This window comes from Tenacibaculum maritimum NCIMB 2154 (genome assembly GCF_900119795.1).
Classification (GTDB): Bacteria; Bacteroidota; Bacteroidia; order Flavobacteriales; family Flavobacteriaceae; genus Polaribacter; species Polaribacter maritimus.
This window is the reverse complement of record NZ_LT634361.1, coordinates 901,179-927,278: the sequence shown is the minus strand read 5'-3', so window position 1 is coordinate 927,278 and position 26,100 is coordinate 901,179. Positions and strand designations below refer to the sequence as shown.

The following is a 26,100-nucleotide window of genomic DNA, read 5'->3' as shown; positions in this document are numbered from 1 at the left end:
AGCACTTTTTTTATTCTGCTAAATCGTATTTTCTAAAACCTGTTTACTTTATATTAAATATGAGCAATATATTTAGTTTAGATTTTGAAAAAACAACAGCAAACGCTTGGAAACAAAAAATTCAAGTAGATTTAAAAGGCGCTGACTATAACAATTCTTTACTTTGGCAAACAGATGAGAATATAACTGTAAAACCTTTTTACACAAAAGAAGATCGGTTTCACCAAAATATTCAGCTCCCCGAAAAAGGATTTAGTATTTGTCAAACCATTAATATACAAAACGAAATACAAGCTAATACTTTAGCTAATGATGCCTTGCAAAGAGGCGCTAATAGTATTCAGTTTATAGCTTTTAAAGAATTTGATTATATAAAAGTCTTAAAAAACATAGATAACACTCTTTATAGAATTTATTTTAAATTACATTTTTTATCTGCAACTTTTATTAAGAAACTAACTAGTTTTTGCAATTCAGAAAACACCTTTCTTCAAATAGATATTATAGGTAACCTTGCCGAAACAGGAAATTGGTTCTTTAATTTAAAAAAAGATCACGAAGCAATAAACCAAATAATCAATACTAATAATAGCATCAATGTAAATGCCTCTCTATATCAAAACTCAGGAGCAAACATAACGCAACAATTAGCATATGCATTGGCTCATGGCCATGAGTACCTGAATTATTTTGGGGGTGACATAGCTTCCAAAATACATTTCAATTTCTCCATAGGAAGCAACTACTTTTTTGAAATAGCTAAATTAAGAGCTTTTAGAGTCCTTTGGACTTCACTTCTAAACGAATACCATGTAAACAATACAACAACCCATATCTTCTCTCAACCCAGCTTACGAAATAAAACATTATATGATTATAATGTAAACATGCTTAGAACTACCTCTGAATGTATGAGTGCAATTTTAGGAGGAAGCGATACTATTGCTAATATTTCTTATGATAAATTATTCCACACCCCAAATGAATTCGGTGAACGAATATCCAGAAACCAACTACTAATATTGCAACAAGAAAGTTATCTTAGTAAGGCTCAAAATTTTGCTGACGGAGCATATTATATAGAAAGTATCACACAACAATTAGCCAATAAAGCACTAGATATTTTTAAGCAAATTGAAAAAGGAGGAGGTTTTTTAAAGCAACTTAAAGAAGGGGTTATTCAACGAAAAATTTCTGTATCCGCACTAAAAGAGCAAGAAAAATTTAATCATGGAGAACTTGCTTTACTAGGCACCAACAAAATCCAAAATCCAAAAGATCAAATGAAACATGATCTACAAGTCAATCCTTTTGTAAAAATCAGAAATGAAAAAACATTGATTATCCCCATTACCTCAAAAAGACTAGCCGAAATACTCGAAAAAGAACGCTTACAAAATGAGTAGAAAAGACATCCAACACATAAAATTAGAAAACAGTACCAAAACACCCTCTCATAATTTCCTCCATGAAGGGTATGTGGCTGGTATTCCTCCATACTTAAGAGGTCCTTACGCTACCATGTATGTTCGAAGACCCTGGACAATTCGGCAATATGCTGGTTTTTCTACTGCAGAAGAAAGTAATGCATTTTACCGAAGAAACTTAGCTGCTGGTCAAAAAGGTTTATCCGTTGCTTTTGATTTGGCTACTCATAGAGGGTACGATTCTGATCATGAGCGTGTACAGGGAGACGTAGGAAAAGCAGGAGTTGCCATAGATTCTGTTGAAGACATGAAAGTATTATTTGATCAAATACCTTTAGATAAAATGTCTGTATCTATGACTATGAATGGAGCCGTTTTACCTATTTTAGCATTCTATATAGTTGCTGCTGAAGAACAAGGAGTTTCCACTGAACTATTAGCCGGAACCATCCAAAATGACATTTTAAAGGAGTTTATGGTTCGTAATACATACATCTACCCGCCTACTCCTTCTATGAGAATCATTGCTGATATCTTTAAGTACACTTCTAAAAACATGCCTAAATTCAACTCTATATCTATCTCTGGCTACCATATGCAAGAAGCTGGAGCTACACAAGACATTGAATTAGCATATACATTAGCTGATGGATTGGAGTATATAAAAAAAGGATTAGAAGCAGGAATGGATATCGATACCTTTGCTCCTCGCCTATCTTTTTTCTGGGCAATCGGAATGGACCATTTTACTGAAATTGCCAAAATGAGAGCCGGTAGAATATTATGGGCTAAACTAGTAAAGCAATTTCACCCTAAAAACCCCAAATCACTAGCTTTACGTACACATTGCCAAACCAGTGGATGGAGCTTAACGGAGCAAGACCCTTTTAACAATGTTGCTCGAACAACTATTGAAGCAATGGCTGCAGCTTTTGGAGGTACCCAAAGCTTACATACTAATGCATTAGACGAAGCCATTGCTTTGCCTACCGACTTTTCTGCTAGAATTGCTAGGAATACACAAATCTATCTACAAGAAGAAACCTATATAACGAAAACAGTAGATCCTTGGGCTGGTAGTTATCATGTTGAAAAACTAACAGAAGAAATCGCCAATAAAGCATGGTTACTCATTCAAGAAGTTGAAGAACTAGGCGGAATGACAAAGGCTATAGAAAAAGGAATTCCTAAAATGCGAATCGAAGAAGCTGCTGCCAAAAAGCAAGCTAAAATTGATAGTGGGAAAGATGCTATTATAGGTGTTAACAAATACCAATTAAAAGAAGAAGACCCTTTGCATATTTTAGAAGTTGATAACGAAGCCGTACGTTTATCACAAATAGAACGATTAAAAAATCTGAAATTTAAACGAGATGCTAAAAAAACCAAAAAATCTTTAGATGATTTAACTTCTTCTGCCAAATCTGGAAATGGAAACCTATTAGATCTCGCAGTAAAAGCAGCTAGAAACAGAGCTACTCTAGGAGAAATCTCAGACGCATTAGAAAGTGTCTTTGGAAGACACAAAGCAGTTCATAAAACAATATCTGGCGTGTATAGCAAAGAAATAAAAGACGACAAATTATTTAAAAAAGCAACTCTTTTAGCGGATCATTTTGCTAAACTAGAAGGACGAAGACCTAGAATAATGATTGCAAAACTAGGTCAAGACGGTCATGATCGAGGAGCTAAAGTAGTAGCAACAGGTTATGCTGATTTAGGGTTTGATGTAGATATTGGTCCTTTATTCCAAACTCCAAAAGAAGCCACCAAGCAAGCTGTTGAAAATGATGTCCATATATTAGGCATATCTTCCTTAGCTGCGGGTCATAAAACATTGGTTCCTCAGGTTATTGAAGAACTAAAAAAATATGGACGAGAAGATATCATGGTTATTGTAGGGGGGGTAATTCCTGCCCAAGACTATCAATACCTTTTTGATGCAGGTGCTGTTGGTGTTTTTGGGCCAGGTACTAAGATTGCTCAAGCTGCCATTGATATGCTTACCATTCTCATTGATAGCACTGAAACATAACCCCCTTTTATAAAATCTAAACCTCATAATTAGTTTTTTTAAAAATTATGAGGTTTAACTTTTAATACTATTACTACTTCCCTAGAAATAATACTTCAAATAATTACATTCTTTTTTTTATTATCCTTAAATTTGCGGTGTTTTACACGAATGTAATGATGCAGATGAAAAAAATCTTCAATATACTCTACTCTACCCGATTAATGGCCATTTTGTTTATCGTTTTTGCTACAGCCATGGGAATCGCTACTTTTATAGAAAATGACTACGGAACGCAAACTTCAAAAGCTTTAGTTTACAATACATGGTGGTTTGAATTAATCATGTTCCTTTTTGTTATTAATTTCTTTGGAAATATTTTTAAATATCGCTTGTATAAAAAAGAAAAATGGTCCGTTTTATTATTCCATATTGCCTTTTTACTGATTTTAATAGGAGCTGGCATTACTCGTTATGTTGGTTATGAGGGGATAATGGTAATAGAGGAAGGACAGACTACCAACCAGTTCTTGTCTGAAACAACATATCTTAACCTTGTTGTTGACAATAATAAAGAACAACGAACCATACACAAACCTATGCTATTAACCTCATGGGGAAAAAACAATATTTCTTTCAAGGAAAATTTTAGAGATAAGACTTTTGATATTAAGCTTGTAGATTATATTCCTTGGGCAGAAAAAAAATTAGTAAAAGACAAAAAAGGCACTGAACATTTGTTCTTTGTTGAATCTAGTAGTGGAAGTCGCCATGAACATTATATAAAGAGAGGAACTGTTCAAAACATTCATAACATTCTAGTAGGATTCGATGCGCCTAATAAAAATGCAACTATCAATTTCATAAAAGACAATGGAGGTTTAAAAATGAAAACTGCCTCTAATGGAGATTGGTTCAGAATGGCAGATCAGAAAAAAGGTAAAATTATCAAAGATTCTATCCATCATTTCCAATATTTAACGCTTCATAATATCTCTGGTCTGCAATTCGTTATTCCGCACCCTGCTGAAAAAGGGGAGGTAAAAATGGTTAGAGGAAAAAAGAGTAAAGATAAATTAGATGCAATCATTCTTGATATTACTCATAATAATAAAACAAAACAAGTTGCATTAATTGGGGGCCAATATAACTCAGAAAATTCCAAGGAAATTAGCATTGGCGAATTAAACTTTAGGATGCTATATGGATCTAAAATATTAGAAACTCCTTTTAATGTAAAACTGAATGACTTCCAATTAGAAAAATATCCAGGTTCTGAAAGTGCAGCCTCTTACGCTAGTGAAGTTACTGTAATAGCTCCTAACGAAACCTTTGATTATCGAATTTTCATGAATCATATTTTAAATTATAAAGGTTATAAACTATTTCAATCTAGCTATAAAATAGAAGGCGATCATGAAGAAACTCATTTATCTGTAAATCATGACTACTGGGGTACCTTTATCACTTATCTTGGATACTTTTTACTATTCTTTGGATTAATTCTTTCTCTTTTTATTACAGGAACTCGATTTAGTCATTTAAAAAAATCATTGGGAAAAATCCGCGAGAAAAAAGAAGCTTTAGTCTCTTTAATTCTAGCGCTCTCTATACATGCTGCAACAGCACAACATATAGCTCATCAACCAAATAAAGGAGTAACAGAAACTCAAATTGATTCTATCTTGAAAGCTAACATGGTCAATTCTGAGCATGCTGATTCTTTTAGCCGACTAGTTATTCAAGATGCTAATGGTCGTATGAAGCCTGCGCATACTTTTGCCTCTGAGTTAGTACGAAAAGTAAGTCAGGCTGAACAATTTAAAGAAATGGTTCCTAGCCAAGTATTACTATCTATTACGGAAAATCCACGACTATGGATAGAGGTTCCTTTCATCTTTTTAGAAGAAGGGAACTACCAAATCAGAGAACACTTAGGACTTCCTAAAGAGCAAACACACGCCTCTCTGTCTGACTTTATAACCCCTACAGGAATTTACAAAATAAAAGATTTAGTTACCCAAGCTCAAAAAGAAAAAATAAAAAATAAATTTCAAAAAGACCTTTTAAAAATAGATCGTAGAGTAGGACTCTTATATAGTGCTATTGGAGGAGGAATATTACGTATATTCCCTATTCCTAATGATGAAAATAATAAATGGGTTTCTCAACCAGAAACTTTACATGCTGGATTTAAAGGAACGGACTCAGTCTTTGTACGCCAATCATTGCCTGTTTATTTACAATTATTACAAGCTTCTAAAAAATCCAATGATTATACAGAAACTAATAAAGTATTGGATGGAATTAAAAAATTCCAAAGAAAGTTTGGTACCAAAGTCATTCCTGATAAAGATAAAATAGACTTGGAAATTGCTTATAATAAAACTAGAATCTTTGTAAAACTTGCTAAATACTACGGCTACGTAAGTTTATTACTTATTGTTTTAGTAATGATTCAAATTTTTTCCAATAAAAGATGGATATACTATCTTATAAAAGCATTAATTGGTGTTGTTATCATTTTATTTGTATTTCACATTCTTGGTTTAGGAGCTAGATGGTATATTAGTGGAAACGCTCCATGGAGTAACGCTTACGAATCTATTATTTTTGTAGCATTTGCCACCATGCTTTTTGGACTTATATTAGGAAAAAAATCATCTTTAACCATTGCCGCTACTACCTTTTTAGTAGCTATTACACTCGCTTTTGCTCATCAAAACTGGCTAGATCCAGAAATAGGGAACCTACAACCCGTTTTAAATTCTTGGTGGTTATATGTTCATGTTTCAATCATTGTTGCTAGTTACGGTCCTTTCTCTCTAGGTATGATTCTAGCAATATTCGCCTTGTTCTTAACTGCCTTCACCACCAATAAGAATAAAAAGAAAATGAATTTACATATAAAAGAATTAACAATCATCAATGAGATGTCCTTAACCGTAGGTTTGGTAATGCTTACTATAGGTAACTTTCTTGGAGGTATGTGGGCTAATGAAAGCTGGGGGAGATATTGGGGTTGGGATCCAAAAGAAACTTGGGCTTTAATTTCAATTATGGTTTATTCTTTTGTTTTACATATGCGATTGATCCCTGGTATGAAAGGAAGAGTTTCTTTTAATTTTGCAGCCGCTTTTGCATACCTTTCAATTATGATGACTTATTTTGGCGTAAACTTTTATTTATCAGGATTGCATTCATATGCTAGTGGAGATCAAGAGGTAACACCAAAAGAAGCTTATATGTATATTGCCTTCTTAGTCATTATTACGGGGTTTGCTTGGTATAAACACCAAAAACACTATAAAAAGCACTAATAGATATTACAATAAAAATGTATTTTTGCGTTTTTTATAACAAAGAACAATTAACTAATAAAAAAATAAAATGTTTAATAAAAATATAAAGCTGGTACTAGCCGGTTTAACAGTAGTATGGTCTATATTCCAATTTGCTCAAGGCAACATTATGAATGGAATTTCGATTCTACTATTAGCTGGAATCTTCGTATTATTTTATTTTAAAAATGAATTTATATTACTTGCTTTTATTCAATTAAGAAAGCAAAATTTTGAAGGTGCAAAAAAATGGCTAGGATACATTAAAAATCCATCCGCAGCATTAATTCAAAAACAAGAAGGCTATTACAACTACTTGCATGGAATTATGCTTAGCCAAACAAATATATCTCAAGCAGAAAAATACCTAAAAAAAGCTGTAAAACTAGGATTAGCAATGGATCATGACCTAGCTATGGCTAAATTGCAGTTGGCAGGAATTGCTATGACTAAACGACGTAAGAGAGAAGCTACGATATTGATGGCTGAAGCTAAAAAGCTAGATAAACATGGCATGTTAAAAGAGCAAATGCAAATGATGAAACAACAAATGAAAAAAATTTAAGTTTCTCCTATATCTCTAACCTCTTCTTTTCTCTTATACATTAACTGTACGCTAATATTTTTAAATGGTTAGGAATTTTATTTTAAAGGTTTTAAACAAATATGCTTCTAGGTGGATTGTTTTAATAATTGATATTTTCTTGGTTTGCATATCTTTTATGGTTGCATATACTGTAAGATTTAATGCGAGTTTGAATTTTGATTTTAATAATTTCAAATATCAAATTCCTTTTATAGCTCTTATTGCCTTAATTAGCTTTGTATTAGTTGGGTCTTACAAAGGTATCGTAAGGCATACTGGTACAAAAGATGCTTTCAATATTTTTATGGGTGTTAGTATTCTATCTCTCATAACAGTATCTTTTCTTACTTTGAATAGAGCTTTTAATCTTTTCCCTAACTTTACCATCCCAATATCCATTGTAATTATCCACTACCTAATAAGCATATTCGTTCTTATTATAAGCAGATTCTTATTTAAAACTTTTTACGAAATTATTTCTACAGAGTTAAATACCATTACTAATGTTTTAATTTATGGTACAGGTGATTCTGGGCTTATTACTTATGGAGTACTGAATAAAGATACTAAAAGCAACTATGAGATATCAGGGTTTATTGATGATGACAAAAATAAAATTGGAAAGAAGATAGATAGAGTTAGAATTTACTCCTTACATCAATTAACACTCGATTTTGTTGATAGAAAAAATATCAAAGAGGTTATCATCTCAATGCAAAACATTAAGCCTAATCGAATTCTAGAGATTACTGATATTCTTTTAGATTTAGGACTCAAAGTAAAAATAGTTCCCCCTTTATCTAAATGGATTGGAGGCGATTTCGAAGTAAACCAAATAAAACAAGTAAAAATTGAAGACCTCCTTAATAGAAAACCTATTTCTATTGACAATCCCATTGTACAAAGAGAAGTTGATAATAAAGTTATTTTAGTTACAGGAGCTGCTGGGTCTATTGGTTCTGAAATTTCTAGGCAATTGAGTCTTTATAAACACAAACACCTAATCTTAGTAGATCAGGCTGAATCACCTCTTTACGAATTACAGCAAGAACTAATTCAACAAAGAACTAAAAATTTCACCTGTATTGTTGCCGACGTTAGAGACAATATTCGAATGGACGATATCTTTAAGCGTTTTAAGCCCAATAAAGTATTTCATGCTGCTGCTTATAAACATGTGCCTCTGATGGAGGAAAGTCCTTATGAAGCTGTAAAAATTAATATTGCGGGCACCTTAAATATCGCTGATTTATCCATAAAACATTCTGTAGAAAGATTTGTAATGGTTTCTACTGATAAAGCTGTAAACCCAACAAATGTAATGGGAGCTACAAAGAGAGTTGCCGAAATGTATATTAGTTGCCTAAGTAAAAGTAGTTCCCTCACTAAATTCACCATTACTCGTTTTGGTAATGTTTTAGGCTCAAATGGATCTGTTATTCCTTTGTTTAAAAAACAAATTGAAAATGGAGGACCACTAACAGTAACTCACAAAGACATTACTCGCTTTTTTATGACGATTCCTGAGGCTTGCCGATTAGTTCTTGAGGCCGGCACAATGGGAAAAGGTGGGGAAATCTATATTTTTGATATGGGAGATTCTGTAAAAATATACGATATTGCTAAAAGAATGATCCATCTATCTGGCTTAAAATACCCTGAAGATATCAATATTAAAATAACTGGTTTAAGGCCAGGAGAAAAGTTATACGAAGAGTTATTAGCGAATGGCGAAAACACCAAACCAACCTATCATGAAAAAATTTTAATCGCAAAAAATCAAAATTTAGATATCAATACCACCTTAATAAAAATTAAAGAACTGTGCCTAAAAAATAAAGAGCATCAAAATAAAGCTACCGTTAAGATAATAAAAGACTTAGTACCCGAATACAAATCAAACAATTCTGAATACGAGAAATTAGATTTATAAAAACAGCACAAAAGAGAAGCGATTTTGTACTATTTTTATGCTTTTATTCTTTATTTTTCACGAAATATTGCGTAGCTTGGCTATCCACTATTTTATCTTTAATAACATGATCTTAATCGCTGACGGCGGCTCTACAAAAGTCGATTGGATTGCTCTTGACAATGAAAAAAATGAAGTTTTTAGGGTACGTACACTAGGATTAAACCCTGCTGTTCTAAATAAAGAAGAACTAAAAAACCGAATCGTAAATATGTTTGAATTAATAAACATAAAAGAAAAGGTCAATGAAATTCATTTTTATGGGGCAGGCTGTGGAACTCCCAAACCTGCTCAAATTTTAGCAGACGTTTTAGAAAATATCTTTATAAACTCAAAAGTTATTATTGCAGAAGATATGCTAGCTGCTGTTTATGCTTCTTCTGGTAAAAGACCTGCTTTAGTTTGCATTCTTGGAACAGGTTCTAATAGCTGCTATTTTGACGGTAATTCTATGGAAATGAATGCTGAATCTTTGGGCTATTCATTGATGGATGAAGCTAGCGGTAATTACTTTGGAAAACTATTGCTTCGCGATTTTTACTACCAAAAAATGCCTGAAAAGATGCTATTTGCATTCAATCAACAGTTTAATACAGATGCTGATTTTGTTAAAGACAACTTATACCTTCAACCTAACCCGAATAGATACCTAGCTTCTTTTGCTAAGTTTATGTTTGATTTCAAAGAAGAAAAATATATCAAAAAATTAATTAAAAAAGGCTTCCAAGAGTTTTTCAAATATAGAGTACTTCCCTATAATAAACCCGCAGATATACCAATATACTTTATTGGTTCTATTGCTTTTTATTTTAAAAACATATTAGATAAAGTTGCTAAAAAGAATGGTCTTTCTATCACTGCTGTCATACAAAGACCAATTGATAATCTATTAGAATACCATAAAACAAACATCAAATAATATCTAAGACCCTTTCTAAAGCCATTCCTCTAGATCCTTTTATAAGAATAGTATTATTTATTATCTTATTCGTTAAGAGGTAATTCTTGAACTCCTCAAAATTCTTAAATTGAAGGAAATCTGTTGCTATTTGTGAAAAATACTCTCCTATAAAGAATACATTTTCACAATCCAAATTACCTACAAAATTCGCTAGCTTTTGATGCTCCTTATTCGCTTCCTTTCCTAACTCAAACATATCCCCTAAAATAACCGTCTTTTGAGAAGTTTTTAAGCTTTTAAAGTTATCTAAAGCTGCAATCATACTCGTAGGGTTTGCATTATAAGCATCTAATATAATTGTATTACTTCCTTTTTTTATTACCTGAGATCTGTTATTTTTAGGTATATAACTCTCCATTGCTATTTTTATCTCCTCAGAGCTTACCCCAAAATAAATCCCGAAAGTAATGGCTGCAGCAATATTAGTATAATTATATTTCCCTATTAAATTACTTCGAATTTCACTTCCTTTATAAGCTAATACAACAAATGGATTTGCTTCTTGAAAAAGAATTTCTTTATCAAGTAATATCCTAGCCATTTGTTTTGTCCTCTCCATTTGAATAAGGTCTTTATAATTCACGAATACCGTTTTGTTATGACATCTCAAGTAATCATACAGCTCCGACTTAGCCTTAATAACTCCTTCTACACTTCCAAATCCTTCTAAATGAGCTTTTCCAAAATTAGTAATGTACCCATAATCAGGAGCCGCAATCTCACATAAAAAGGCTATTTCTTCAGAGTGATTTGCCCCCATTTCAACAATACCTACTTCTGTTTTAGGTGTCATGGATAGCAAAGTCAAAGGAACTCCTATATGGTTATTTAAATTCCCTACGGTAGCTACTGTGTTATATTTTCTGCTAAGCACCTGTTTAATCAACTCTTTAGTTGTTGTTTTCCCGTTACTACCCGTCAGTCCTATGATAGGTAAGCCCAATTTAGTTCTATGATAATGTGCTAAATTTTGCATCGTTGCTAAAACATTATCCACAAGAATGATATTTTCATCCACCTGATATTTTTCCTCATCAACAACGCTAAACGCAGCTCCTCTTTCAAGTGCCTCTCTTGCATACTCATTTCCATTAAAATTAACTCCTTTTAATGCGAAAAAAATTGTGTTTTCCCTAATCTTTCTAGTGTCCGTATCTACTAAATAGTGCTTGCTATATAGTTTATATAAATCTGCTATACTCATCTTTTTAATATAAAAAACCTCATTACAAATGTAATGAGGTTTTCATAAAAATATTATTAAATATTAGTTATACCTATATTTAGGCATTGGTGTTTTCTTCTTATTCATCATCATAGGTCCTACCTTATCCGTAGCACATCTAAATCCAATATAATTCGTTGCCATGTATTGCGGGAAATATCTTCTTTGAGCCGGATCTAACCAATACTCTCTATCTGCCCATGAACCTCCTTTATAAACTCTCGTTTTCTCACTAATTAAAGTTGTTCTTCTTTTAGCATCATATTTAAAGTTTTCAACCACGTTACCTAAAGAATCTCTCTCTTGTTCTGGTTTTTTGGGAGAATTATACATTCTTGGACCACTTCTTCCTTCTAACTCTTCTTTATCTAAATTATAATACTTAGAAGAAGCATAATCTCCATCTCTCAAATTAGAATTATCTGCTACCTTATAATTTCTTCTCATGTAAGTATCCGTCTTTGTAATTGGAATGTATTTAACACTTCCTGGCAAATCTTTAGGAACAATTCTTCCATTTACCAAAGTATCATACTCTACCTCTCCATCTCCAATAATAACAACCTTACCATCTTCTCCTATTAATTTTTTAGTAAAAATATTACCTCTAAAATAGTTAAAATCATTTGCTTCTGAGTCAATAATAGGTCTATACACATCAGCTACCCATTCTGCTACGTTACCTGACATATCATACAAACCAAAGGCATTCGGTGGATATGACTTTACTTTTGTAGGGATATCAGATCCATCGCTACTCCAACCAGCAATACCACTATAGTCTCCTTTTCCTTGCTTAAAGTTAGCTAGCTGATCTCCTCTACGAACTTTATTTCTATCACGCGTATATTTTCCATTCCAAGCATACTTTTTACGCCCACGAACATTATTGTATTCTCTATTTTCAAAAATAGCTTTAGCTGCATACTCCCATTCAACCTCTGTTGGTAACCTAAATTTTTGTTCTAAAATACCATCAGACGAAGTTACTTGTCTTCCTGTAAAAGCTCCCTTAGCAGGCTTCGCACGTCTCTTAACTCTTGGTACAGGCAAGCCTCTTTTATAAATTGTTGAGTCTCCATCAAACAAAGCATAAGGATCCGTTAAATAAGTATCCGTATCAAAGTTATTTTTACCTTTAAAGGCAATAGAATCCTCCTTGAAAATATTTTTGATAACTCCCTTATCCATCAATATTTTTAAGTTAACCGCATTCGTTCTCCACTTACAGTATTTATTTGCTTGAATCCAACTAACACCAACTACAGGATAATCTGCATATGCAGGATGCCTCAAATAACTCTCTGCTAAAAGGTTGGTATTCCCTAATCCTTTTCTCCACACCAAAGTATCTGGCAAAGTTGATTCATAAATTCGTTCATATTGCTCTTCCTCTGGAGGAAACACATCTCTTGTATACTGCATGAATAATCCATATTCAGCATTTGTTACTTCCGTTTCATCCATATAAAATGAACGAACATGCATTTTTTTAGGAGTAGTATTCCAGTCAAACATTACATCATCTTGTACCAATCCCATTGTAAAAGTACCTCCTTCTATATGCACCATACCTGGGGGAGGGTTTCTTCCTTCTTTAAATTTTCCTTTTAAATAACCACCATAATTCGGGTCATTAAAGTTCCATCCTGTTAAAGAAGATTGGCTTGAATTACCTCTGCTACTGTTACATCCGGTAATTAGTAAACTAGTAATAGCCAATAAACTAAATAATCTCAATGTGCTTTTCATGTATCTTTAACTATGTTTTAGGGTGTTGCAATTTACAATAATTCTACTTTCTTACAAGAATTTAAAAGCAAAATCTGTGTAAATTAACAACTACAAAAGTAGTAACGTTTTTTTTATTTCTTTAGTATATTTAAAATATCTATTATTAAAATTCGTTAATTTGTAAGAATATATGAAAAAAATAATTTTCCTTTTTTGCTTTACATACTCATTATGTGTCCTTTCCCAAAGAAATAGCATTCTTTCAGAAGGTAATTGGTATAAATTCTCAATACATACAACAGGTGTTTTTAAATTAGATGTTAATTTCCTTAAAAACCTAGGAATCAATACCAGCACTATCAATCCTAAAAATATTAAAATTTATGGAAATGGAGGAAGTATGTTGCCTGAATTAAATACTTCTCCCAGAAAAAATGGTTTGCAAGAGAATGCTATTTACGTAAAAGGGGAAGAAGATCGCAAGTTTAATAGTGATGATTATATATTATTCTATGCCAAAGGTCCTCACAGTTGGAACATAAATACCACCAATTTATCTGTTACTCATCAGCAAAATATTTATTCAGATAAATCTTTTTATTTTCTTACTATTGGGGATACTCCAGGAAAGCGCATTACTGAGATGATTCAACCAAATGAAGGTGCTACCAATACTATTCATAATTTTGATGATTTTATTTTTTACGAAAAAGAAAATCAAAACCTTTTTGCTGTAGGAAGGTTATGGTTTGGTGAAGATTTTAATTTTGAAAATACTCGAAACTTCAAAATTAATTTTCCCGATGCAGTACCTAATTCTGAAATAACAATTAGACTAAGTGCTGTTAGTAAGTCACCTACAACTTCATCCATGAAACTAATAGCTAATGGAGTTAACACTATCAATTTAACATTTCCTCCCACATCCAATTCTTCCTCCTCCTCTTTAGCCTTCTTAAGAAAAGGAGAAGGTAAAATTTCTGCTGGTGATTCAGACGAAATAAATATCAATATTACTTTTAACAACAATGGAATTCCTTCTGCAAAAGCTTACTTAGATTTTATAGAGGTTATTGGCCTAAAAAAACTAAGAGCAAACAATAAACAATTTTCATTTCGTAACTTTACAACTATAAATTCAAATAATGTTTTTAAGTATGAAATTGAAAATGCAAATGCCATTTTCCAAGTTTGGGATGTAAGTGACTACTTAAACCCTAAGAGTATCAATTCTTTTGGAAATTCCAACAGCTTTCAATTTAAAGCAAAAGGAGGGCCTCTAAAAGAATTTATTGTCTTAAATTCTTCTGACTTTTACACCCCTATAATTATTGGCAATCCTAAAATTTCTAATCAAAATTTACATGGGTTAAAAGACATTCAATATTTAATTATAACCTCTGAAGAGCTTGTCTCACAAGCTCAAAGACTCGCAGAGTATCATCAAAATAACTCAAACCTCTCTACCCAAATCATTTCATTGAATCAAATTTATAATGAGTTTGCTTCTGGGTCTCCCGATATTACAGGAATTAGAGACTTTATCAAATATTTACATGATAATTCTTCTGCTTCAAAGAAGCTAGAATACGTTTGCTTTTTTGGAGATTCCTCTTATGATTATAAAGACAGAATCAATGGAAATAACAACATTGTTCCTACTTTCCACGCAACGCAAAGTTTTGATTTAGTTTCTTCTTATGTTACTGATGATTATTTTGTAATGATTGGAAATAATAAAGGTGGAATGAATGCTACTGACACAATAGATATCGCCTCAGGAAGAATTCCTGTTTCAACACAACAGGAAGCTAAAATAGTAGTTGACAAAATACTTAGTTATTATCATAAAACTTCTTTTGGAGATTGGCGAAATACAATTACTTTAATTGCTGATGATATTGATCAAGGTGCCGATATTACCTTGCAGAGAGGTTTAGAAGAAATTGCGGACGCTATAAAAAAGTACAAACCTATTTTAAACATCAATAAAATTTATGCGGATGCCTTTAAACAAGAAAATTCTTCTGGAGGAGAACGCTATCCTCAAGTTAAAAATGCAATTACAAATAGTATTGAAAAAGGCGCTTTGGTTTTCAATTATTTTGGTCATGGAGGAGAGGATGGCTTAGCTAGTGAAAGAATCGTAGAAATTCCACAAATAAATAGCTTCAATAATTTTAATACCTTACCTCTATTCATTACGGTTACTTGTGAGTTTTCTAGGTTTGACAATCCTTTACGAAATACCGCAGGAGAAAAACTATTCCTTAATCCCAAAGGAGGAGCAGTTAGCATGATTACAACAACCAGAGCTGTATTTATTCCCATAGGAGAAAGATTTAACAAAAAACTTGCTAATAATGTTTTAAACTTTGATGGCTCTGATAAATCCATTGCAGAAAACTTGATTAAAACAAAAAATGAAACTAATAGCATTCAAAAATTCTTTATTTATTATTTTGGAGATCCGGCTATGCAACTAGCCATTCCTAAACCTAATATTTTATTAACAAAAATGAATGGAAAAAGTATCACAAGTGCCACCGATACTTTAAAAGCACTATCTAAAGTTAATTTTGAAGGAATTGTTACAGATCGAAACAACAATCTCTTACATAATTTTAACGGTACGTTAGCTACCACTGTTTTTGACAAACCTATTGATAAAACGACACTCGATAATAATAACTTTGGAGTAACAATGGTTTTTGATTCTCAAGAAAGTAAATTATTCAAAGGAAAATCTTCTATAAAAAATGGTACTTTCAAATTCGACTTTATCGTTCCTAAAGATATCAAAGTAGCATATGGAAAAGGTAAATTAAGTTTTTATGCTAGCAATGAAAAAATAGACAAATCTGGTGCTAATTTTGATATTGTTGTAGGAGGAATTAACCCAAATGCAAATAAAGACACTACAGGTCCTGCAATAAAGGCTTTTATGAATGATGACTCTTTTATTGATGGTGGAAACACAAATACCTCTCCTAACCTCATTATCAATCTTTCTGATAGTAGTGGTATTAATACTTCCGTTACTGCGGTAGATCATGATATCATAGCTATTTTAGACGATGACCAATCCAACCCTACTATTTTGAATGATTATTATGAAACTGAATTAGATGACTTTACTAAAGGAAAAGTAACTTACCAACTACGCAATTTATCTGTAGGAAAACACACTCTTAAAATAAAAGCTTGGGACACTTATAATAATTCTTCGGAAGTCACGTTAGCTTTTGTGGTTGTGAGCGACACAACACTTGTACTGGATAATGTATTAAACTATCCAAACCCGTTTGTGAACTATACAGAATTTTGGTTTAATCATAACAAACCTAATGAGCCTTTACAAGCGCAAGTTCAAATTTTCACAATATCGGGTAAACTAATTAAAACAATTAACCAAAACATACAAACCACCGGTAATTTGTCGCGAAGCATTACTTGGAACGGTTTAGATGATTTTGGTAATAAAATAGGAAAAGGAGTATATTTATATAAATTAAAAGTAAAATCAACCATAAACAATCTAGTATCTGAGAAGTATGAAAAACTAGTCATACTTCAATAAAAATTCAGATATTTGTCCTAATAACAATAATTATATCAATGAAAAAAGTAACTTTATTACTACTAATAACTTGCTTTGCTTTAAAAATGCAAGCGCAAAATAAAAGCATTACTACTGCTGCCCCCTTTCTTTTAATAACGCCTGATGCTAGAGCTGGAGGTATGGGAGATATAGGAGTTGCCACCTCTTCTGATGCTTTTTCCATTTTTCATAATCCTTCTAAAACAGCTTTTAATGAAAACCAAATAAGTATTGGTGTTAACTATACACCTTGGCTACGTAACCTTACTGATGATATTTTTGTTGGTGGTGCTTCCTATGTAAACCGATTCAATGAAAATGCTGCTTGGGGAGTAGATCTTAAATATTTTTCATTAGGAACAGTAAATCTAACATCTCCTAACGGAGATCCTACAGGTACTGAAAACCCTAATGAGCTAGCAATAACAGGTACCTATGCATTAAAATTAAGTGAGAAATTTTCCATGGGTATCGGATTAAAATATATTCACTCTAATTACAAATTGAGAAGCTCAGATTCTAATTTAAATCCTATTAATTCTTTTGCTGTTGATATTTCTGGTTACTATCGATCTCCAGAAGAAAATTATGGTACCTTCAACGGGCGCTACCGTTTAGGATTTAACATTACCAATATTGGACCTAAGGTATCTTATACTGCTAGTAACGATGACTTTATTCCTACAAATGCTAAGTTAGGGGGAGGATTTGATTTCATTCTAGACGATTACAATACTGTAGGGGTTAATTTAGAATTCACAAAGCTACTAGTCCCTTCTACTCCTCAATCAGATAAAGGTTGGTTTGATGGAATGTTCACCTCTTTAGGTGATAGAAGTTTTAGCGAGGAGCTACAAGAAACTACTTGGGCATTAGGAGCTGAATACTTATACAATAATGCTTTTGCTATTAGAACTGGTTACTTTCATGAAAGCGCTGAAAAAGGGGCTAGACAATTCTTTACAATGGGAGCTGGTTTTAAAGCCCGAGCATTTAAATTAGACCTTTCCTATCTAATTAATTCTTCTGATGTTAACAACCCACTGGAAAATACCCTACGATTCTCATTAGCATTTGATTTAGGTCAGATTTATGAAGATTATTAGAATAGCATCTAAATTTTTACTAAATTCGTAAAATATTACAAAACATAAAAGCAGTCTGAAGGCTGCTTTTTTTGACCCAAAGTTTTTCATGAAAAAAATAGAATTCACTTCCTCAGCAACCATTTATGAGAATATCACAGAGCTTTCTCCAGAAGACAAAATGTTAATGGAAAAAGCTATTGAATCTAGAAAAAAGGCCTATGCCCCCTACTCTAAATTCAATGTTGGAGTTGCTCTTTTACTAGATAATGGAGAAATTATTTTAGGAAACAATCAAGAAAATGCGGCATATCCTTCTGGTATGTGTGCAGAACGTGTTGCTATTTGGAAAGCCGGTTCAGAATACCCACAAATGAAAGTTAAGAAACTAGCAATCACTGCTTCTTCCTTGCAAAACACTGTTGACAAGCCCGTTGGTCCTTGCGGTGCATGTCGTCAAACATTATCTGAATATGAAATTAATCAAAAGGAACCCATGGAGGTCATTTTTATGGGGGAAGTTGGAAAAATAATTAAAACAACATCGTTACTATCTTTGCTTCCTTTTTCTTTTGATAGCTCTTACTTATAAAAACTTCTAATAATAGAAACATTTCTTATTAGCTTATTTTCTGCTAAATCATTTAGAAGTTGTTTTAAAGTATCACTATAAAAATACCTGTAATTTTAGTAACGGTTACAGGTATTTTTATATTACAATAGATGCATAGTACTAAGTAATAAGAATCTTTACTCGTAAACAGATTATGAAATTCCTATTTAAGCAGACTCTTTTTTGCAAATAAATTTCAAAAACCTCCCTTAGTTAGGATATCTATAAAAATATAAAAAATCACTACATTTTAATTGTTTCCAAATATTAAAAGCGTTTCATTTGTAGGTATTAACTATATAAATAATTTATGATATCATCAGTAATTACAGGAACAGGAGCCTATATTCCAACTATAAAAAAAGAGAATCATCTTTTTTCAGATGCTCTTTTTTTAAATCAAGACGGAAGCTCCTTTAATACTGATAATGAAACAATTATAGAAAAGTTTAAAAGTATCACAGGTATTGCAGAAAGGCGCTACGCTAAAAAAGAATTAAATGCCTCTGATTTAGGATACTTTGCAGCTAGAAAAGCCATTGAAGATGCTAATATCAATATAGAAGATTTAGATTATATCATTTTTGCACATAACTTCGGAGATGTCAAAAAAGATACCATTCAAAGTGATATCCTTCCTAGTTTAGCTACTCGTGTTAAACATTTACTAGGCATTGAAAATCCTAATTGCGTTGCGTATGATATTTTATTTGGATGTCCTGGATGGGTAGAAGGAGTTATACAAGCGCAAGCCTTTATAAAAGCTGGTATTGCCAAAAAAGCACTTGTTATTGGAGGTGAAACTTTATCTAGAGTTATTGATAAATATGACAGAGATTCTATGATTTATAGTGACGGAGCTGGTGCTTGTATTATTGAAGCTTCTGAAAGTACTGCTTCTGGAATCATTAGTCATGCAAGCCAAACTTTCACCAAAGACGAAGCTTATTATTTATTTTTTGGAAAATCTTTCGACCTAAATAAAAACCCAGACGTACGCTATATAAAAATGCATGGTAGAAAAATCTACGAATTTGCATTAACAAACGTACCCAATGCAATGAAGATTGCTTTAGACAAAAGTGGTGTTTCTATTGAGGACGTTAAAAAAATATTCATACACCAAGCTAATGAAAAAATGGATGAGGCTATCCTAAAACGTTTTTATAGACTTTACAAAAAACCTGTCCCAAAAGAAATAATGCCTATGAGTATTCATAAACTAGGTAACAGTTCTGTTGCCACAGTTCCAACATTATTAGATTTAGTCTTAAAAGGTAAAATAGAAAACCAAAAAGTAGAAAAAGGAGACATAATCATCTTAGCATCAGTAGGTTCAGGAATGAACATCAATGCAATTGTGTATAAATATTAAATCTTTTAAACACCTATCTTTCAAGTTTTTATAAAAAAGTATTTTTTATAAAAAAAAATAAAATCAAAGTACTATTTTTGCGGATGCAACAACACAACGTACTTATTTTAGATTTCGGCTCGCAGTACACACAATTAATTGCGCGCCGTGTTAGGGAATTAAACATCTATTGTGAAATTCATCCTTATAACAAAATTCCATCAACCCTTGAAAATTTTAAGGCAGTAATCCTATCAGGAAGTCCTTCTTCTGTTAGATCAGATGTAGCTCCCCATCCAGACTTATCAAAAATAAGAGGAAAAAAGCCACTATTAGCGGTATGCTATGGAGCCCAATACTTAGCGCATTTCTCTGGTGGATTAGTGGCTCCTTCTGACACAAGAGAGTATGGTAGAGCTAATTTATCCTATATTAAAGAAAATGAGAGCTTCTTTAATTCCATCTCTACAGGAAGTCAAGTTTGGATGAGCCATTCAGATACTATCAAAGAACTTCCTTCTAACGGAGTTTTATTAGCCAGTACTCAAGACGTTACAAATGCTGCCTATAAAATAGAAGGAGAAACTACCTATGCCATTCAATTCCATCCTGAAGTATATCATTCTACTGATGGAAAACAATTATTAGAAAATTTTTTAGTTACTATAGCAGGAGTTTCACAAAACTGGACACCAGATTCGTTTGTTGACAAAACGGTCTCCGAACTACAAGAAAAGATAGGTAATGACAAAGTCGTTTTAGGATTATCTGGTGGGGTAGATTCTACCGTAGCCGCTGTATTATTACATAAAGCAATTGGTGCTAATCTATATTGTATTTTCGTCAATAATGGATTGTTACGTAAAAATGAGTTTTCAGACGTGCTAAAACAATATGAAGGAATGGGATTAAACGTGAAAGGGGTAGATGCTTCGGCACGCTTTTTGGAAGCTCTTTCTAGTTTAACAGACCCAGAAGCTAAACGCAAAGCTATTGGTAAGATTTTTATAGATGTTTTTGATGATGAAGCGAGTAAAATTAAAGATGCTAAATGGTTAGCTCAAGGTACTATTTATCCTGATGTGATAGAATCTGTTTCAGTCAATGGAGGTCCTTCAGCAACTATTAAAAGTCACCATAACGTTGGCGGATTGCCTGATTTTATGAAATTAAAAGTAGTAGAACCATTGCGTATGATTTTTAAAGATGAGGTTCGTAGAGTTGGAGCCTCAATGGGAATTGACAAAGAATTATTAGGACGTCATCCATTCCCAGGACCTGGTTTAGCCATTAGAATATTGGGAGATATTACTCCTGAAAAAGTACGTATTTTACAAGAAGTAGATGCTATCTTTATCAACGGATTGAGACAAAATGGATTGTATGACAAAGTTTGGCAAGCTGGTGCCATATTACTTCCTGTAAACTCTGTTGGAGTTATGGGAGATGAAAGAACTTATGAAAAAGTAGTTGCACTAAGAGCTGTTGAAAGCACAGATGGAATGACTGCTGATTGGGTTAACCTGCCTTACGAGTTCTTACAAAAAACATCTAATGAAATTATAAATAAAGTAAAAGGAGTAAATAGAGTTGTTTACGATATAAGCTCTAAACCACCAGCAACTATTGAGTGGGAATAAAAACAGCAATTAAAAGATTCAATTAAATGAACAGAATAAAGTTATTAGTTTTACTAAGTATTTTAACATTCACTATTTCTTGCGGACAACAAAAACGCTATGTTTCTTACAAAACAAAAAAAGGAGAAACAATGCGTGATATTGCTAATAAATTTGATATTAAAACAAAAGATTTACTACGTTTAAATCCTGATGTGGGTAGAAAACCAGAGGAAAATACTACCATCATTGTTCCTAACCCAAATAAAGAGCAAAACCAAATAGCAAAAAACACAACCGCTACTGTAACTCCTAAAAAAAAGGAAGTGCCAATAGATACCGTTGAACAAAAAAGTGAAACTGCTGAAAATGCGGCATTGAAAACAGCGAAAAAAAACTTTGTAGTTCATGTTGTAAAACCTAAGGAAACTGTTTACGGGTTGACGCACTTTTATAACATCTCTCCTGACGATCTATTCATGCTGAATCCTTCTATTAAAAGTGAAGGATTAAAAATTGGGCAAATCATTAGAATCAAACCTACTGATACAGAAACTGAAACAGAAGAAAACAGTCTTTTTGAAGACAATTTTAAAGCAGAGGCAACCATTAATCTTGCTTTGCTACTTCCTTTTAGAGCAAACCAACACGCTTCAAAAAGCCCTTCTAGTATTTTTGAAGATAATAAATTAGCAAATATCGTTACTGATTTTTATATGGGAAGTGAAATTGCAATTGATTCAATTAGAAGACAGGGAGTTACTGTCAATGTACAAGTATTTGATACGAATAGAAAAGGAAGTCGCATCAATGCCATCCTAGCAGATGAAAAATTAGCTCAATCCGATGTTATCATTGGACCGTTTTATTCTGAAGAGGCCACAAAAGTTGCTAAAAATGTAAAGGCTCCAGTAATTTTCCCAATGTATTCTAAGCATCAAGATAAATTTTCTTCTTCGAAACTTGTGAAAACAGCACCGAGTAAAATCAACTACGAAGAAACATTAATCAACTATTTAGTAAATCATTTCAATGGTGAAAATATTATTATCGTTGGCGACAATACAAAGGAATCCAATGCTAAAATAGCACGCATTTCCAATAAGCTACAGCAACATGATTCTATTTATAAAGCTCACGTATTAAAACCTGAAAAAGGCTATATTAAAAAAGAGCGTTTTACCAAAATTATGAAACCTAAAACACATAGCTGGGTAATTGTTATTTCTGACGATAATGCCATTGTTGCAGATGCTTTGAACAGTATGATATCTTTACCTGAAAGAGTAACTGCTCAAGTATTTACTCTCGAAAAAAATGATGCTTTTGATAAAATTGATAATAATAAATTAGCGCGAATTAACTTTACTTATATTACAGATGAATACATCGATGAAAATACGCAACACAGCATGTTTTTTAACAAAAAATACGAACTAAAAAACAATACATTACCTTCTAGTTATGCTACCAAAGGTTTTGATATCACTTACGATATATTAGCAAGACTTGCTTCGAGTGATAATAACTTAAAAGAAACTTTCAAAAACGGAAGCTCATACAGATTAGTTAGTAAATTTGACTATGATAAACAATTATTTGGAGCTACAAGTAATAAAGGGCTTTTTATCGTTAGATATAATGGTGACTTAAGCCTTACGCGATTAAGATAACTTTAAGCAAAGTAATACATAAACTTCATTCATCTAAATGAAAATACTATAGATGAGTGAAGTTTTTTTATACCTGCTCTCTTTGTAACCTCGTACCCTTTACTTTCTCTCCTTAATACATTCTTTTTATACTGAAATCAATAACATAACAACGCTTTCAAATCTGCTAAATTAAGATTTGAAATAATCTTAAACGAAAAGCTATTTCAAAAGACAAATAGCATTATAAACAGTATTATTTTCATATCACCCTCCAATTACCTATTTTTGTATGACTTATAAATTAATCATCACAATTAAAAATAAAATAAATGAAAGTAACAGTTGTAGGAGCAGGTGCCGTAGGTGCAAGTTGTGCAGAGTACATCGCTATTAAAAACTTCGCTTCAGAAGTTGTACTAGTTGATATTAAAGAAGGTTTTGCTGAAGGAAAAGCTATGGATTTAATGCAAACAGCTTCTTTAAATGGTTTTGACACAAAAATCACAGGAACTACAGGAGATTATAGTAAAACCGCTAACTCTGATATTTGCGTAATTACTTCTGGTATTGCTCGTAAACCAGGGATGTCTCGTGATGAATTATTAGGAATCAATGCTGGTATTGTAAAATCAGTTGCTTCAAGCTTAATTGAGCATTCTCCTAACACAATTATCATTGTGGTTTCAAACCCAATGGATACAATGACCTATTTAGTACATAAAGCAACTGGATTGCCTAAAAATAGAATTATTGGAATGGGAGGCGCATTAGACTCTGCTCGTTTTAAATATCGTTTAGCTGAAGCTTTAGAAGCTCCTATCTCTGATGTAGATGGAATGGTTATTGGAGGGCACTCTGACAAAGGAATGGTACCTTTGACTCGCTTAGCAACTAGAAACTCAGTACCTGTTTCTGAATTCTTATCTGAAGAAAGATTAAATCAAGTTAAAGAAGATACCAAAGTTGGTGGAGCAACACTAACTGGTTTATTAGGTACTTCTGCTTGGTACGCTCCTGGTGCTGCCGTATCTGGATTGGTACAAGCTATTGCTTGCGACCAAAAGAAAATTTACCCTTGTTCAACATTACTTGAAGGAGAGTATGGTTTATCTGATTTATGTATCGGAGTTCCTGTTGTTTTAGGGAAAAATGGTATTGAAGAAATCGTAGAAATCAACCTAAGCGATGCTGAAAAAGAACACTTAGCATCTTCTGCGGAGGCTGTTAAAAAGAACAATGAAGCTTTAGCATTAAACGTTTAGAAAAAAACATATCTTTTTTTAAAAACTCGGGAAAATTTTCCCGAGTTTTTTTTTATCTGTAAGTTTCTTAGAAAGAACACGTCTATATGTACAAGAAATAGCAATACTATTTCTTTTTCATAGTTTTTCATAGCAATTTTCCCACTTCGATCTTGAAGTGGGTTTTTCTTTTTTATCTTTAAGGCTTTAAAATGAAAATACCCTCTTGAAGAAAATAATCATCTCTGTAACGAACGATTTAACCACAGACCAACGTGTAGAAAAAGTTTGTAACTCTTTATTAAAGCTCAATTATACGATTTTATTAATCGGTAGAAAACACCCCCACAGCACTCCTATCAATAGACCTTATCAAACTATACGGTTTACACTTTTATTTAACAGAGGAATACTCTTTTACGCTGAATACAATATCCGCTTATTTTTCAAGCTCTTATTTACCAAGAAAGAGCTGCTCTTATCAAATGACTTAGATACCTTACCTGCCAATTTTCTTATTAGTAAAGTTCAACAAAAAAAACTTATATATGATAGTCACGAACTTTTCTCAGAAAGCCCTGAACTAATCAATAAACCCATTATAAAAAAAGTTTGGCAATCTCTTGAAAATATGCTGCTACCTAAAATAAAAAATTCTTATACCGTATCTAAAAGCATTGCTGAACACTATAATTCAAAATACCGTACCAATTTTAAAATAGTTAGAAACCTACCTCAAAAGAAAAAATATACTAAAGCACCTCTCCCTCTTAATACAGAAGGTAAAAAAATAATTCTATACCAAGGAGTTGTAAACATAGGAAGGGGGCTAGAATTAATAATAGATACGATTCCTTTCCTAAAAAACCACCTCTTTTTAATTGTAGGAGATGGCGATATACTAAAAATACTCCAGCAAAAAGTAGCTCGTAAAAATCTTCAAAAAAAAGTTATATTCCTCGGAAAAAAAACACCAATAGAACTTCAGAAAATTACCCCAAACGCTGATATTGGAATTAGTTTAGAAGAAGATCTAGGACTCAATTACAGATACGCATTACCCAATAAACTTTTTGATTATATTCAAGCAGAAATTCCTGTTTTAACCTCTGATTTACCTGAAATGAAGCAAATTGTTTCTCAATACCAAATCGGTAAAATTGTAACTGATAGAACTCCTAAAAAGCTAGCCACAATAATTGAGAGCTTCTGCCCAAAAGAATACACCCATGCCCTTAAAAAAGCAAAAGAGCAACTTATTTGGGCTAATGAAGAAACAGTTTTATATGACGTTTTTAAAAATCTTAAATAAAATTATACTTCCATCAATGAAAACCCTCCTACATATATTTGCTAGCAAATCTTTTTTCTTATCTACAAATATTTTTGATTAATTTCACTCCATCTCTCTTTCTTGAAAAGCATAGATTACTTCTTCCTACAAACGATCATATTGGTTCATTTGATAAGCAATATATTTATATTCTCTTAAGTTCTTTTTTAAAATAGCGTCCTCTCTTCTAGGAAACTTCTTATGTACTTCCATTGCCAAGTCTTTAGGTAGTAAATTATCTGTAAAAAAATAACCTATCTTCTCTTTTAGAATGGAAAAATTGTCTTTTTAAGATTTCCTTTTCTGGTAAAGTTTTACTATAAATTAACGTTGATATTT

The 26,100-nt window shown here is 32.4% G+C and carries 16 protein-coding genes; 14 read left to right on the top strand and 2 right to left on the bottom strand.

Annotated features, from left to right (window positions below):
- Positions 1-59 precede the first annotated feature (59 nt).
- From MARIT_RS04345 to MARIT_RS04320, 6 genes are all read left to right on the top strand, one after another.
- Positions 60-1,406: a methylmalonyl-CoA mutase subunit beta gene (locus MARIT_RS04345; protein ID WP_024741642.1), complete on the top strand. Its 1,347-nt coding sequence runs from the start codon at positions 60-62 to the stop codon at positions 1,404-1,406.
- Positions 1,399-3,462 carry a methylmalonyl-CoA mutase gene (gene scpA, locus MARIT_RS04340; RefSeq protein WP_024741643.1) on the top strand — a complete coding sequence of 688 codons (2,064 nt, stop codon included), beginning with the start codon at positions 1,399-1,401 and terminating at the stop codon, positions 3,460-3,462. Before MARIT_RS04345 ends, scpA begins: the two co-directional genes overlap by 8 nt.
- Before the next feature lie 164 nt (positions 3,463-3,626).
- Positions 3,627-6,761 carry a cytochrome c biogenesis protein CcsA gene (ccsA, locus tag MARIT_RS04335; RefSeq protein WP_100210871.1) on the top strand — a complete coding sequence of 1,045 codons (3,135 nt, stop codon included), beginning with the start codon at positions 3,627-3,629 and terminating at the stop codon, positions 6,759-6,761.
- Positions 6,762-6,831: 70 nt separating this feature from the next.
- Positions 6,832-7,347, top strand: coding sequence for a hypothetical protein (locus tag MARIT_RS04330; protein ID WP_024741645.1), 516 nt, complete (start codon positions 6,832-6,834; stop codon positions 7,345-7,347).
- Positions 7,348-7,504: 157 nt separating this feature from the next.
- Positions 7,505-9,301 (top strand): nucleoside-diphosphate sugar epimerase/dehydratase, encoded by a 1,797-nt coding sequence (locus tag MARIT_RS04325; RefSeq protein WP_306301124.1) that lies wholly within the window; start codon positions 7,505-7,507, stop codon positions 9,299-9,301.
- A gap of 106 nt (positions 9,302-9,407) precedes the next feature.
- Positions 9,408-10,259, top strand: a complete 852-nt coding sequence (locus MARIT_RS04320; RefSeq protein ID WP_024741646.1) for an N-acetylglucosamine kinase — start codon at positions 9,408-9,410, stop codon at positions 10,257-10,259.
- Here MARIT_RS04320 and MARIT_RS04315 read toward each other — a convergent pair.
- Positions 10,252-11,505, bottom strand: coding sequence for a UDP-N-acetylmuramoyl-tripeptide--D-alanyl-D-alanine ligase (locus MARIT_RS04315; protein WP_100210870.1), 1,254 nt, complete (start codon positions 11,503-11,505; stop codon positions 10,252-10,254). The genes MARIT_RS04320 and MARIT_RS04315 overlap by 8 nt on opposite strands.
- A gap of 63 nt (positions 11,506-11,568) precedes the next feature.
- Entirely contained in the window at positions 11,569-13,278 is a 1,710-nt protein-coding gene (gene gldJ, locus MARIT_RS04310; RefSeq protein ID WP_024741648.1) for a gliding motility lipoprotein GldJ, read from the bottom strand.
- Positions 13,279-13,450: 172 nt separating this feature from the next.
- Between gldJ and porU the strand changes: the two genes are divergently transcribed.
- The 8 genes from porU to MARIT_RS04270 all read left to right on the top strand — a co-directional run bounded on the left by porU (position 13,451) and on the right by MARIT_RS04270 (position 25,740).
- Positions 13,451-16,840 (top strand): type IX secretion system sortase PorU, encoded by a 3,390-nt coding sequence (gene porU / locus MARIT_RS04305; protein ID WP_100210869.1) that lies wholly within the window; start codon positions 13,451-13,453, stop codon positions 16,838-16,840.
- A 38-nt stretch (positions 16,841-16,878) separates the two neighbouring features.
- On the top strand, positions 16,879-17,967 hold the full coding sequence (gene porV, locus MARIT_RS04300) for a type IX secretion system outer membrane channel protein PorV (protein WP_024741650.1): 1,089 nt from the start codon (positions 16,879-16,881) through the stop codon (positions 17,965-17,967).
- Between the two features lie 88 nt (positions 17,968-18,055).
- Positions 18,056-18,538: a cytidine deaminase gene (cdd, locus tag MARIT_RS04295; protein WP_100210868.1), complete on the top strand. Its 483-nt coding sequence runs from the start codon at positions 18,056-18,058 to the stop codon at positions 18,536-18,538.
- Between the two features lie 331 nt (positions 18,539-18,869).
- A complete protein-coding gene (locus tag MARIT_RS04290) occupies positions 18,870-19,934 on the top strand; it encodes a 3-oxoacyl-ACP synthase III family protein (RefSeq protein WP_100210867.1) in 1,065 nt (354 codons plus the stop codon).
- Between the two features lie 83 nt (positions 19,935-20,017).
- Positions 20,018-21,553, top strand: a complete 1,536-nt coding sequence (guaA, locus tag MARIT_RS04285) for a glutamine-hydrolyzing GMP synthase (protein WP_024741653.1) — start codon at positions 20,018-20,020, stop codon at positions 21,551-21,553.
- Positions 21,554-21,579: 26 nt separating this feature from the next.
- Entirely contained in the window at positions 21,580-23,205 is a 1,626-nt protein-coding gene (locus tag MARIT_RS04280) for an amino acid ABC transporter substrate-binding protein (protein ID WP_024741654.1), read from the top strand.
- A 311-nt stretch (positions 23,206-23,516) separates the two neighbouring features.
- Positions 23,517-24,449, top strand: coding sequence for a malate dehydrogenase (gene mdh / locus MARIT_RS04275; protein WP_100210866.1), 933 nt, complete (start codon positions 23,517-23,519; stop codon positions 24,447-24,449).
- A gap of 205 nt (positions 24,450-24,654) precedes the next feature.
- Positions 24,655-25,740, top strand: coding sequence for a glycosyltransferase (locus MARIT_RS04270; protein WP_100210865.1), 1,086 nt, complete (start codon positions 24,655-24,657; stop codon positions 25,738-25,740).
- The last annotated feature ends 360 nt before the right edge of the window (positions 25,741-26,100 follow it).